This is a genomic window from Gymnodinialimonas sp. (assembly GCF_059726805.1).
This window is the reverse complement of sequence record NZ_AP041059.1, coordinates 3,692,509-3,704,297: the sequence shown is the minus strand read 5'-3', so window position 1 is coordinate 3,704,297 and position 11,789 is coordinate 3,692,509. Positions and strand designations below refer to the sequence as shown.

Genomic DNA, 11,789 nt, shown 5'->3' with positions numbered 1-11,789 from the left:
TAGTCTGAGCCTGTGGATAACCTCGATTGAGGGCACGCCAGAGGGATCAACGGTCGCCCTGATCCTCGCGCTGACCGCCGCGGTTCTGCATGCCGTTTTCGGTGCGCTTCAAAAGGGCCGCCATGATCCGCTGCTGGCCCGGGGTGCCATCGATGCGAGCTACGGCCTAATGGCCGCGCCCATCGCGCTCTTCGTTGTTCCCTGGCCCGAGCCGCATATGTGGCCGATCTTTGCGGGCGCCTTCGTGATCCACGCGGGCTACAAGCTCGCCGTCCTCGCCGCGTTTCGTCGCGGGGCCTTCACCGTGGTCTACCCGGTGATGCGAGGCACCGGGCCGCTCTTCACCGTCATTGGGGCCGGGCTGATTTTTGGCGAGACCTTCAGCCTGACCCAATGGCTCGGCGTCATCGTCCTTCTCGCGGGCCTCTACGGCCTCGCGGCCTACAACATGGCGAAGGTCACGGTGGCGCGCGACACGCTGGTGAACGCGCTTCTCTTCGCGGTGCTCACGGGCCTCTTCGTGGCGCTCTACACCACCTACGACGCCTACGGCATCCGCGCCACGGCGGACCCCTTCACGTTCCTGGCCTGGTTCTTCTTCATCGACGGACTACTCTTCCCCGTCCTTGCCGCGCGGTTCTACGTGCGCATGCCCGACAAACCCACGCTCGCCCCCCTCGCGGCCCGGGGCATCCTCGGCGGGTTCGTGGCCTTCGCCTCCTTCGGCTCCATCATGCTCGCCACGCGCCTCGACCAGGTGGGCGAAGCCGCGGTCCTGCGCGAGACCTCCACCGTCTTCGCCGCGCTGATCGGCTGGTTGTTCCTGAAAGAGCACGTCGGATGGATCCGCGCCGCCCTTATGGCCTTGATCGCAGCGGGCGCGGTGATAGTTGAGGCAGGTGGATAGAAAGCGCGGGCCGAAAAGTGGATACCGGTTTTCGGATCATCCTGCGCGGATCAAAGGACAATCATGGCTGAGCGACAGATCAATCCCTGGCTGAAGAACGGCCTCGAACTCGGCCCGCCGATCCTGTTCTTCGTGGCCTACCTGCGCCTGCAAGACCGCACCGTGACCGTCGCGGGCACCGAATACGACGGCTTCATCCTTGCCACCGCAATCTTCGTGCCCATCCTGCTCGCCTCTACCGCGATCCTGTGGAAGCTGACCGGCGTGATTTCCCGCATCCAGGTCTTCACCGCGATCCTTGTCGTATTCTTCGGCGCGCTGACGATCTGGTTCAACGACGACCGCTTCTTCAAGATGAAGACCACCATCGTCTACGCCTTCTTTGCCGGCGCCCTTGGCATCGGCCTGCTGCAAGGACGGTCCTACCTGAAATATCTGATGGGCGACCGCCTGCCGATGGCCGATGAGGGCTGGATGATCATGACCAATCGCCTCGCGCTGGCCTTTGTCGCCATGGGCATCACGAACGAGGTCGTCTGGCGCACCCAGTCAGATCAATTCTGGGTCACGTTCGAGACCTTCGCGCTGCCCGCGTTCCTCTTCGTCGTCTTCATGTCGCAAGCGCCCCTGATCGAGCGTTTCAGCCTTTCCGACGAGGCGGACGAGTAGTTTTTGCCCCGCGCCGGGCCGCCAGCCGCTCACCGCTTTTCAGCGGATCGGGCCGCTTCTTGCGCTTGCCCTTGAACGCAGGCTTCTCCTTCTGTTCCGCGTGGCCTTCGGTTGCGGCCTCCAGACCCAACTGGTCGCGCAACACGCGCGGGCGGATTTCCTCAACTTCGCCCTGCTTCAACTCTCCCAAGCGGAACGGCCCGTAAGACACGCGGATCAACCGGTTCACCTCGAACCCCAGCTCTGCCATAGCGCGCCGGATCTCCCGGTTCTTGCCCTCGCGCAGGCCCACGGTGATCCAGGCATTGGCGCCTTGGATCCGGTCGAGCGTCACGTCCATCGGCTGGAACCGCTCCCCCTCGGCGACAATACCCCGTCGCAACGGCGCGAAATCCTCATCCTTCGGCGCGCCCTTCATCCGCACGCGGTACTTGCGCAACCAGCCGGTGGAGGGCAGTTCCAGCTTCCGCTTCACGCCCCCATCGTTCGTCAGCAACAACAACCCTTCGGAGTTCATGTCGAGCCGCCCCACCGACATAACGCGCGGCAGGCCCTCGGGCAGCTTGTCGAACACCGTCTCGCGGCCCTTTTCGTCGGCATTGCTGGTCACCAGGCCCGTGGGCTTGTGGTACAACCAAACACGCGGCCGCTCGATCTCGGGCAGCGGCGCATCGTCGACCAGGATCACATCGGCCTCGGTCACGTTCAACGCCGGGCTCTCGATCACCGCGCCATTCACGCGCACCCGGCCCGCCTCGATCATCCGCTCCGCCTCTCGGCGCGAGGCGACCCCCGCGCGGCTCAGCCGCTTTGCTATGCGCTCACCATCAACCATGCCTCACCGCTACAAGTTTGACAGCGCCGTGGAAAGCGGCAACGAACAGGTATGACCCAATTCACTTCGTTCATGGAAACGGCACTTGAGCAGGCGCGCGCCGCCGCCGCGCGCGGCGAGGTGCCGGTGGGGGCCGTTATAACCCGCGATGGCCAGATCGTCGCCCAGGCCGGCAACCGCACGCGGGAACTGCATGACCCCTCCGCCCATGCCGAAATCCTCGCGATCCGCGCCGCGTGTGCCGCGCTAAAGTCCCAGCGCCTGCCCGATTGCGACCTCTGGGTCACGCTAGAGCCGTGCCCGGCCTGTGCCGCCATGATCTCCGCCGCGCGCCTCAAACGCCTCTACTACGCGGCCGCCGATCCCAAATCCGGCGGCATCGCCCAAGGCCCCAAGATCTTCACCCACCCCCAAGCCCACCACGTGCCGGAAATCTACGCGGGCCTCTTGGAAGACCAATCCGCCGCCCTCCTGCGGCGTTTCTTCAGCGCCAAACGCTGATCCGGGCGCACACCGGCTCCCCCCTTCATCTTGCCAAATACAACTCAATCCCGCCGCCGATACCGGGCGCAACAATTGCCGACAGGGCGCGCCATCGGCGGGAAATGCGTGAAGGGCCTGTAAGCCGGATTCTGTCCAATCGGGGCGCGAACCCCAACCTGGATGACCATTCCTCTCGGTCTACGGTTGCCCGCAAACTCTAGCTGCCAACCCGGACCGCAGAGGTGAAGTGCCCCATATCGCGGTCCCTATTCGGCATTGCTCCCAGGTGGGGCTTGCCATGCGGGCGCTGTTGCCAGCCCCCCGGTGGGCTCTTACCCCACCGTTTCACCCTTGCTCCAGCAGTTTGCGACGCAAACGCAGGAGCGGTTTGTTTTCTGTGGCGCTTTCCGTCCCGGCTCGTTTGGGCAAGCCCAAATCAGCCAGGCCCGGGCATTACCCGGCACCTCTCCTTCAGGGAGTCCGGACTTTCCTCTCTGGCTCTTTCGCAAGCGAAAGATGCCAAAGCGGCCATCCAGCCCTCCACGCAGGGCTCCCGCTACGGCGCGCAGGCGGTCCGGTCAAGCCCATAGCGCGCCGCCAGATCAGCCATCACCGCGCAATCATCGCCATCAAGCGGCCCCCGCGCCCAGGGCCGGAACCGCATCCGCACAACCTCCAGCAGCAGCGCATCCTCGACATCTGGGTAGCCAAACGCCATGGCATTGGCCCGAAACTGCGCCGCATCCACCGCCCCGCCTCTCGCATCCGACCAAACAGCCAAGCCCTGCCGCGCAAGGCGCTGCCAATCAAACCGCCGCCCCGGATCGATCTTGCGCCCCGGCGCCATGTCGGAATGTCCAATCACCCCCTCCGGCCCGATCCCCCAAGCTGCGAGGAGGCGTGAGCCGAGGAGGGTTTCGAGCGCCCTCATCAAGGGCTCAGAAAAAGGGGAAAGCCCGTCGTTATCCAACTCAATCCCGATCGAGCGGGAATTCACGTCACCGCTGCCCCGCCAAGCGCCCTTACCGGCGTGCCAGGCCCTCATCTCCTCGGGAACAAGGTTCAGCACCTCCCCGTCGCGCCCGATCAGATAATGGGCCGAGACCTCGCGCTCAGGGTCGCACAACACCCGCGCCGCCGCCGCGCAATCCTTCATCGCCGTATAGTGAAGGACGACCAATTCCGGGGTGCGTCCGTCACGTCTTTCAGTAAAATTATTACTTTTCAACTTCTTACATGCCTGCTCAAGCTTGAGCACCCCCGCCAAAGAGGATCTGCGCTACCCGTCAATCGCGGGCAACGTCTCGAATGTCTCGGCAGGCGCATTGGCCGAGGCCCGCAGCGCCGCAGGGTCAAAGCCGCAGACAAATCCGTCGCCATCGGGGTCGAGCCCGTTGGGATCACGCTCAGGCCCACCATCGCGCAGGAACCGGTCCTGGGCATGGTCGCGGGTCTCGAACTGCGCGCACATGGCTTGCCCGTCGGCGCGCAACGGATTGCGCCGCCACTGGCGTTGTCCGGGCAGATGCGTCGTGCGCAACGCGAACGCCGCCACGCGGGGGATCAGCGGTGGGGGCAGCACGTCACTGGCTTGCTGCGGCTGGATGTTGTCGAACACGCCGCCGGTTGTCCCGGCGGCGGCTTGCTCTGATTCTGCGATCGCGCCCTCGGCGATGGCCTCAAGGCTTGTCGGATCCAGGAACGTCACATCGCCCGTTGCGCCCGCCTCAACCCCGACACCGGGCGTTGGCGTGTCGATCACTGCCGTCGAGATCTGACCGTTCAGCGCCGCTTGCCGCCCCTCAAGGCCTTGCTGATCCAGCGTCTGCTGCCCCGGTGACACGTCATTGGGCACAGCCGCACAGCCCGAAAGGGCCAGGCACGCAACCGCGAGAAAACGCAAGGAAACCATTACTCAAGCCTCATGTCTTGTTGTTGGCGGGCAGCTTACCACCAACGCGCGGGCTTTTCCACAAAGCCTGCCGCGTTCTCCAACGCGTAGGCGGTGTTCAGCAATTCGCCCTCTTCCCAGGGCTTGCCAATCAACTGCAGTCCAAGGGGCAGGCCCGTCGCGTCAACGCCCGTGGGCACCGCAATGCCGGGCAGACCCGCGAGGTTCACCGTCACGGTGAACACGTCGTTGAGGTACATTTCCACCGGGTCGCTGACCTCTTTGCCCAATTCGAACGCAGCACTTGGGGTGGCGGGGGTCAGGATCGCGTCGACGCCGTCGGCAAAGACCACATCGAAATCGCGCTTGATCAGCGCGCGCACCCGGCGGGCGCGGTTGTAGTAGGCGTCGTAGAAGCCGGCGGACAGCACATAGGTGCCGATCATGACGCGGCGCTGAACTTCCGCGCCGAAGCCTTCCGCGCGGGTCTTCTCATACATCTCGGTGATGCCATCGCCCGGCGCCATCTTGGCGCGGTAGCCAAACCGCACGCCGTCATAGCGCGCGAGGTTCGAGGACGCCTCGGCCGGCGCAATCACGTAGTAGGCGGGCAGGGCGTATTTGGTGTGGGGCAGGGTGATATCCCGGATCTCAGCGCCCGCGTCGCGCAGCATCGCGGTGCCCTCAGACCACAGCTGCTCGATCTCGTCGGGCATCCCGTCCATCCGGTACTCCTTGGGAATACCGATGACTTTGCCGCGAATGTCGCCGGTCAGCATGGCCTCGAAATCCGGCACGTCGCGGTTGGCCGAGGTGCTGTCTTTGGCGTCATAGCCCATCATCGCGCGGCCCATGATCGCCGCATCGCGCACCGTTTTGGTCATCGGGCCCGCCTGATCCAGCGACGAGGCAAAGGCCACGATGCCCCAGCGCGAACAGCGCCCGTAGGTGGGCTTTAGGCCCACGGTCCCGGTGAAGGCCGCAGGCTGGCGGATCGATCCGCCGGTGTCCGTGCCCGTTGCGGCCAGGCACAAGTCGGCGGCGACCGCCGTGGCCGACCCGCCCGAGGATCCACCCGGCGTCAGCGCCGCATCGGAATTGCCCGCGCGCCAAGGGTTGACCGCGTTGCCATAAACAGAGGTCTCGTTCGACGAGCCCATGGCGAATTCATCCATGTTCAGCTTGCCGAGCATCACCGCACCCGCATCGCGCAATTTGCCCGAGACGGTGGATTCGTACTCCGGGGTGAAGCCTTCGAGGATCTTCGACGCCGCCTGTGAGGCCACGCCCTCGGTACAGAACAAATCCTTGATGCCCACGGGGATGCCGCACATATCCGGCGCCTCGCCTTCGGCGATCCGCGCATCGGCGGCGGCGGCGCGCTCCAGCGCCAGTTCCGGTGTTTTGTGCGCGAAGGCGCCCAAGGCATCCGCGCCGTCAATCGCGCTGAGGCAGGCCTGGGTCAGCTCGACCGAGGTCACCTCTCCATTGCGGAGGGCGTCGCGGGCGGCGGCGATGGTCAAGGTGTTCAAATTAGACATTATTCCACCACCTTCGGGACCGAGAAGAAGCCTTCGCGCGCATCCGGCGCGTTGGACAGGACGCGGGCCTGCTGGCTGCCGTCCGTCACCTCATCCGCGCGCCGGGGCAGGGCCATCGGCGTGACCGAGACCATGGGCTCCACGCCGTCGACGTCCACTTCCTCAAGCTGTTCGATGAACCCCAGGATCGCGTTGAACTCCTGCGCCAGGGCGGGCAGGGCGTCGTCTTCAACCTTGATGCGGGCAAGCTTGGCGACCTTTGCGGCGGTCGCAACATCGATGGACATCGGCCAAATCCTCTCGTGAAATCATGGGCGGTTTACTAGGGCGTGCGGGGTGTCGCAAGCGCAGCGCGCGGGCCTTTCCCACGATTTTCACATCCTTGCCCCAGTTTGGTCCGATTGCGGGGGCATTCGGTCTGGGTCACAGCCAAGAAATGGGACCGAAATGACACCGAAATCTGAAATCGATTTGCGAGATCTGGCCCGCGTGTTGCTGTCTGGAACGGTGTCCTACCTTTTGGTTCATTTCCTTCTTCTGCCGCAACTCATCAACATGGGCGTGAGCTTCCCGACGTACCTCTACATCGGCGTGGCTGCCACCGGCGTTCTTGCGGTGGTTATCAGCCTGCTGACGCGGCCCCGCGCGGCCTCGGCCCCGCAGATGCATCCTGCTGAATAGACGCCTTCACTAAACGTCAAAGCGCACCGCACCCGGCCTCGATGGATCATTCCACCGAGGCCTTTGTCATCCCACCTTGGCCTCACAAAGCCCGGATCATTTCGACCGCAGGAAAGCTGATCCCGGGGCGAAGGCGGATGTCGATCTCGCCGCGCCGCTGGAAGCCCATGGTGGCATAGAAGGGCTCGGCCGTGAGGGTCGATTGGCACATCATCCAGCGCACGCCCGAGGTGCGCGCGGCCCGGAAACTCCGCTCCAAAAGCGCCCGCGCCAGCCCCCGGCGCAGGGCCTTGGGATGGGTGACGACGTGGCGGATATGCCCAACGTCGCGGGGGCCCACACCCCCTTGCGGCGCGCCGTGGGTCCAGCCGCCCGCCGCCAGCGGGCCGTCCTCATCCTCGGCAATGTAGTAGGTGCCGGACCGCAACAACGCCGGTTGCGCCCGGGTGATCAGCGGCAGGCATGTGACCAGGACGGAAGGCGCGTAATGGGGCTTGAGAAGTACCGGGTAGCTCGCCTCTAGCAGAGCATCCACACGGCCCAGATCGCCCGTGTTCGTGGCCCGTATCGTCATTTCATGCACCATTGCGAGATCCTTCCATTGGCCTTGGCTGTCTTCCGCGTCGTGGGACGCTTGCGGACAAAGAAAAAGGGCCGCGTCGATTGCTCGGCGCGGCCCTGGATGTCTGTTGGTTCGAAGAAGACTTACTTGATCTTGCCTTCTTTGTACTCGACATGCTTGCGCACCACGGGGTCATACTTTCGGACCACCATTTTCTCGGTCATCGTACGCGCGTTCTTTTTGGCCACGTAGAAGTGACCCGTGCCCGCGGACGAGTTGAGACGGATTTTGATCGTGGTTGGCTTCGCCATGGAGAGGCTCCTTAGTGTCGGGGCGGAGGGCTGGTGCCGCTCACGCAGTGTTCGGTGGTTGAGCGGGCCTTGTACCCCGGCCATGGGGGGAGTCAACACTCAAATGCGCAGTGCGGGGGAATGCGCTGTCCTAAACGAAAAAGGGCCGCGCATCGGCGGCCCTTCCGGAAGTGTGTTTCCGTCAGCTTACTCGCGGTTGCCCAGGAAGCTGAGGATGATCAGGAACATGTTGATGAACGACATGTAGAGGTTCAGCGCGCCCATGATCGCGGACTTCGCCAGCCACTCGCTGTCGCCGTGCTGTGCGTGATCCACGTAGTCCTGCTTGATCATCTGCGTGTGGTAGGCGGTGAGACCCGCGAACACCAACAGAAGCAGCGCCGAAAGCGCCAGATCAAAGCCGGGGATCACGATGCCCCAGATCGCCGACATGGCGAAGGAGACCAGCATCAACACGATGCCACCGATCAAACCCATGATCAGGAACGCGCCCCAACCAGAGATGTCCTTGCCGGTCGTGTAGCCCCAAAGGCTGAGACCCGCGAAGGCGACGGACGTGACCAGGAAGGCCTGCACGATCGACGCGCCGGTGTAGACCGCGAAGATGTAGGCGATCGAGATGCCCATCACGGCGGCGAAGGCGTAGAAGAACGTCTGCGCCGCGGCGGCCGAGGCCTTGGTGATGACCGCGCCGAACGCGAAGATCATGCCAAGGGGTGCAAACATCGCGATCCAGCCCAGGATCGTGGGTTGGAACGTGACGGGGTCGTTCAGGTATTGCAGCAGCATCGGGTTTGACCCGATTGCCCAAGCTGCAAGGAATGTGATCAACAGGCCGACAGACATCGTGCCGTAGACCTTGTTCATGTGGGCCCGAAGGCCTTGGTCGATCTCCGCGGCGGAGCCGGCCATGCCTTGGGAACGCATCGTCTGATATTCAGCCATGGGAACCTCCAAATAACTGTTGGGTCCGGTGATCGGACCTCTTGCGTAGGAATATCGGGTAGGTTGGGGCCTTTTTCAAGCAAACGACCCCCCGCAGGTGCTGCGAGGGTCGATAGTTTTTTCCTATGAAGGGTCTTTTGGTCGCCTAGTACCGCCAGGTTTGCGGCACATCCCAGATCGGGCGCTGCACTTCATGGGCGATTTCAGCATCGCTCAACCCGATGTCGCGGCGCATGTGCGCGGGCAGGCGATCAAGGTGCTGGCGCTGGCGCCAAACCCCGAAAATGCGCTGCAACAGCGTCAGTTCGACCTTGGGAGCGCAGGTCGCCACGACACGGGAGAGAGGTGCCTGGTGGGGGCGGGAGAGGGGCAGATGAGCCATGGCGTTTCCTTTCGATTTTGTGACGAATATGCTCTTCGTCATTCCGATACGTGATATATGGACGAGTGCTTCACATTTTGATAGTGAATGTTCTTGAAGAATATCATCACGGGAATTGATGGATGGCGCGGAACCTTGATCTCACCTCCTTGCGGGCGTTCGTGACAGTTGTGGACGCCGGTGGCGTCACCAAAGCCTCGGGCTTTTTGAACCTGACGCAATCGGCCGTCTCGATGCAGCTCAAGCGCCTGGAGGAAGCGTTGGATGTGGCACTCTTTGACCGTACGACACGCAAGTTGCTCCTGACCGGCGCGGGCGAGCAAATGCTGGGATACGCGCGCCGCATGCTGGAGCTGAATGACGAGGTTCTGGGCCGTCTGACGGCCAAGGAATATGAGGGCGAGATCCTGCTCGGCGTGCCCCATGACGTCGTCTACCCCGCCATCCCCGAGGTTCTGCAACGCTTCAACAAGGCATATCCCCGGATGCGGGTGCAGCTTTTGTCGATGGGGACAATCAACCTCAAGGCCGCGTTTGAGCGGGGAGAGGTCGACGTGATCCTGACCACCGAAGAAGACGTGGACCGGGGCGGCGAGACCCTTCTGGAGCGTCCCATGGTCTGGGTTGGGGCCCAGGACGGACAGATCTGGAAGCAACGCCCGCTTCGTTTGGCATTGGAAGACGCCTGCATCTTTCGCGGCCCGGCCTTGTCCGCGCTGGATGCCGCCGGGGTGTCGTGGGAGATCGCGGTAGAGGCGGATTCGATTCGCACCGTCGAGGCCTCGGTCAGCGCCGATCTGGCCGTGCATGCGGTGATCGAGGGCACGGAATCGCCCTACACCACCATGATCCAGCACAACGGCGCCCTGCCAAGCTTGCCGCGTATTCGCATCAACATGTACCGCTCAGACCTGTCGCGGTCCGAGCCGGTGGACGCCTTGGTGGGGCTGATCCGGCAGGCCTATCACGCGATCTGAAGGAACGCGCAACGGCCCGGGTCTACCCGTCCCCCATCGTCACGACGACCTTGCCCGCCACGTTGCGGGACCGCAAAAGCTCCAACGCATCGGCAGCCTCGGCCAGGGGACGCGTCGCACCGATATGCGGCGACAGTTGCCCGGCTTCATACATGTCCATCAGCGCGCCAAGGCTCGCGGCCAACCGCTCGGGCGCCCATTTCAGGTAGCCGCCCCAGTAGAACCCAATCGCGTCGACGTTCTTGACCAACAGATGATTGGCGGGGATTTGCGGAACGTCGCCGCTGGCAAACCCGATCACAATGATCCGCCCACCGGGGTTCGTGGCGCGCATCGCCGCCTTGAATCCGTCGCCGCCAACCGCGTCATAGACCACATCCGCGCCGCCAAGCGCCTTTACCTCGGCGCGCAGGTCTACCGTGTCGCTATCCAGCACATGGGGCGCGCCCGCTGCCTTGGCGACGGCCAGCTTGTCGGCCCCGCGCGCAACGGCGATCACCTCGGCCCCCATCGCGGCGCCCAATTCAACAGCCGTCAGTCCGACACCGCCCGCAGCCCCCAGGACCAACAAGCGCTCGCCCTTCTGCAAGCGCGCGCGGTCCGTCAGGGCCAGGTGAGAGGTTCCGTAGGCAACAATGAACCCCGCCGCTTCCTCAAACGGCATCGTGTCGGGGATCTCCACGCAGCGCGCGGCCGAGAAAACGCCCGCCTCCGCCATTCCGCCTGCGCCCTCGAACACGGCAACGCGGGTGCCAATGGCGGGTGACGTGACGCCGTCGCCCAACGCTTCCACCACGCCGGCAATCTCCATACCCAAGGTGAAGGGCAGGGCGGGAATGTCCTGATAGGTGCCTTTCACGATCAAAAGATCGCCAAAGTTGACGCCGCAGGCATGGATGCGGATGCGCACCTGGCCGGGCCCGGGCGTGGGGTCGGCCACGTCCTCAACCTTCGGGGGCACCCCGTGTTCGCGTACCACAAATGCGCGCATGTCCGCCTCCTGTCGCAGAGAATGTCCCATGGTCCTAACGGGTTGTGTGCCGCGCCGCCAGATGCCTGCACTTTTTCACACAACCTGCCATTGAACTGCTATGGTCCCGTACTACCCTAAGCTACGTAAGACGGCGTGATCCTCAGACAATCGCGCTTTGAACCGACGGCCCCAGAAGCAACGATCATCGCCCTTTTGAAAGGGAGGCGCCCATGACACACCCCGTGGACGTACATGTTGGCAAACGCATCCGTCATCGTCGGTGGATGGTCGGTCGGACCCAGCAACAACTGGCTGAAAGCGTCGGTATCAAGTTCCAACAGATCCAGAAGTATGAGACCGGGATGAACCGCGTCTCGGCCTCGCGCCTGTGGGATATCGGCGAGGCGCTGGAGGTGCCGGTGGCCTATTTCTTCGAGGGTATGGGTCAAGAGGAAGAAGCCGCTGAAAGCGCCCCCGGAACGGCCTTGCCCGGCGATCTTCTGGCAGACCGTGAAGCGCTGGAACTGGTCCGCTCGTATTACGCGATCCCTGAAAACCAGCGCCGTCGCCTGTTCGATCTGGCGCGGGTACTTTCGGACGCCGCCGCCTGAGCCTCCGCGCACTTCACGCCC

At 63.8% G+C, this 11,789-nt stretch carries 16 protein-coding genes and 1 other RNA gene; 6 read left to right on the top strand and 11 right to left on the bottom strand.

The genetic code is table 11. The features are described 5' to 3' along the window. Positions 1 to 4 precede the first annotated feature (4 nt). Together AC6I9R_RS17980 and AC6I9R_RS17975 are read left to right on the top strand one after the other, a co-directional pair. Entirely contained in the window at positions 5 to 907 is a 903-nt protein-coding gene (locus AC6I9R_RS17980) for an EamA family transporter (protein WP_461429028.1), read from the top strand. Positions 908 to 970: 63 nt separating this feature from the next. Further along, positions 971 to 1,576, top strand: coding sequence for an inner membrane-spanning protein YciB (locus AC6I9R_RS17975; RefSeq protein WP_461428822.1), 606 nt, complete (start codon positions 971 to 973; stop codon positions 1,574 to 1,576). Here the strand turns inward: AC6I9R_RS17975 and AC6I9R_RS17970 are convergent. Beyond that, positions 1,548 to 2,411 (bottom strand): pseudouridine synthase, encoded by an 864-nt coding sequence (locus AC6I9R_RS17970; protein ID WP_461428821.1) that lies wholly within the window; start codon positions 2,409 to 2,411, stop codon positions 1,548 to 1,550. The two genes, AC6I9R_RS17975 and AC6I9R_RS17970, sit on opposite strands and share 29 nt — an antisense overlap. A 51-nt stretch (positions 2,412 to 2,462) precedes the next feature. Between AC6I9R_RS17970 and AC6I9R_RS17965 the strand changes: the two genes are divergently transcribed. Continuing rightward, a complete protein-coding gene (locus AC6I9R_RS17965; protein ID WP_461428820.1) occupies positions 2,463 to 2,912 on the top strand; it encodes a nucleoside deaminase in 450 nt (149 codons plus the stop codon). Between the two features lie 104 nt (positions 2,913 to 3,016). On the opposite strand, the gene rnpB is transcribed toward AC6I9R_RS17965, so the two are convergent. The 5 genes from rnpB to gatC form a co-directional block, all read right to left on the bottom strand. Further along, positions 3,017 to 3,438, bottom strand: an RNA gene (gene rnpB / locus AC6I9R_RS17960) — RNase P RNA component class A. Between the two features lie 12 nt (positions 3,439 to 3,450). Continuing rightward, positions 3,451 to 4,122 carry an N-acetylmuramoyl-L-alanine amidase gene (locus tag AC6I9R_RS17955; protein WP_461428819.1) on the bottom strand — a complete coding sequence of 224 codons (672 nt, stop codon included), beginning with the start codon at positions 4,120 to 4,122 and terminating at the stop codon, positions 3,451 to 3,453. A gap of 51 nt (positions 4,123 to 4,173) precedes the next feature. Next, complete coding sequence (locus tag AC6I9R_RS17950; RefSeq protein WP_497862978.1) at positions 4,174 to 4,806, bottom strand: hypothetical protein; 633 nt, start codon at positions 4,804 to 4,806, stop codon at positions 4,174 to 4,176. Between the two features lie 35 nt (positions 4,807 to 4,841). Next, entirely contained in the window at positions 4,842 to 6,326 is a 1,485-nt protein-coding gene (gatA, locus tag AC6I9R_RS17945; RefSeq protein WP_461428817.1) for an Asp-tRNA(Asn)/Glu-tRNA(Gln) amidotransferase subunit GatA, read from the bottom strand. Beyond that, the gene (gene gatC, locus AC6I9R_RS17940; RefSeq protein WP_461428816.1) at positions 6,326 to 6,613 is read right to left on the bottom strand and encodes an Asp-tRNA(Asn)/Glu-tRNA(Gln) amidotransferase subunit GatC; all 288 of its coding nucleotides are present in this window, start codon (positions 6,611 to 6,613) and stop codon (positions 6,326 to 6,328) included. The genes gatA and gatC overlap by 1 nt, the downstream gene beginning before the upstream one ends. Before the next feature lie 160 nt (positions 6,614 to 6,773). Between gatC and AC6I9R_RS17935 the strand changes: the two genes are divergently transcribed. After that, entirely contained in the window at positions 6,774 to 7,007 is a 234-nt protein-coding gene (locus tag AC6I9R_RS17935) for a hypothetical protein (protein ID WP_461428815.1), read from the top strand. An 82-nt stretch (positions 7,008 to 7,089) separates the two neighbouring features. On the opposite strand, the gene AC6I9R_RS17930 is transcribed toward AC6I9R_RS17935, so the two are convergent. The 4 genes from AC6I9R_RS17930 to AC6I9R_RS17915 all read right to left on the bottom strand — a co-directional run bounded on the left by AC6I9R_RS17930 (position 7,090) and on the right by AC6I9R_RS17915 (position 9,207). Beyond that, on the bottom strand, positions 7,090 to 7,593 hold the full coding sequence (locus AC6I9R_RS17930) for a GNAT family N-acetyltransferase (RefSeq protein ID WP_461428814.1): 504 nt from the start codon (positions 7,591 to 7,593) through the stop codon (positions 7,090 to 7,092). Between the two features lie 119 nt (positions 7,594 to 7,712). Then, on the bottom strand, positions 7,713 to 7,880 hold the full coding sequence (gene rpmG, locus AC6I9R_RS17925) for a 50S ribosomal protein L33 (protein ID WP_068362429.1): 168 nt from the start codon (positions 7,878 to 7,880) through the stop codon (positions 7,713 to 7,715). Positions 7,881 to 8,066: 186 nt separating this feature from the next. Next, positions 8,067 to 8,825, bottom strand: coding sequence for a Bax inhibitor-1/YccA family protein (locus AC6I9R_RS17920; RefSeq protein WP_461428813.1), 759 nt, complete (start codon positions 8,823 to 8,825; stop codon positions 8,067 to 8,069). A 145-nt stretch (positions 8,826 to 8,970) separates the two neighbouring features. Beyond that, positions 8,971 to 9,207: a DUF1127 domain-containing protein gene (locus AC6I9R_RS17915; RefSeq protein ID WP_461428812.1), complete on the bottom strand. Its 237-nt coding sequence runs from the start codon at positions 9,205 to 9,207 to the stop codon at positions 8,971 to 8,973. Positions 9,208 to 9,329: 122 nt separating this feature from the next. Here AC6I9R_RS17915 and AC6I9R_RS17910 point away from each other — a divergent pair, with 122 nt between their 5' ends. Beyond that, positions 9,330 to 10,184, top strand: coding sequence for a LysR family transcriptional regulator (locus AC6I9R_RS17910; protein WP_461428811.1), 855 nt, complete (start codon positions 9,330 to 9,332; stop codon positions 10,182 to 10,184). 22 nt (positions 10,185 to 10,206) lie between these two features. Here AC6I9R_RS17910 and AC6I9R_RS17905 read toward each other — a convergent pair whose 3' ends face one another. Beyond that, positions 10,207 to 11,175, bottom strand: coding sequence for an NADPH:quinone oxidoreductase family protein (locus AC6I9R_RS17905; RefSeq protein ID WP_461428810.1), 969 nt, complete (start codon positions 11,173 to 11,175; stop codon positions 10,207 to 10,209). A gap of 212 nt (positions 11,176 to 11,387) precedes the next feature. Between AC6I9R_RS17905 and AC6I9R_RS17900 the strand changes: the two genes are divergently transcribed. Further along, positions 11,388 to 11,768: a helix-turn-helix domain-containing protein gene (locus AC6I9R_RS17900; RefSeq protein ID WP_461428809.1), complete on the top strand. Its 381-nt coding sequence runs from the start codon at positions 11,388 to 11,390 to the stop codon at positions 11,766 to 11,768. The last annotated feature ends 21 nt before the right edge of the window (positions 11,769 to 11,789 follow it).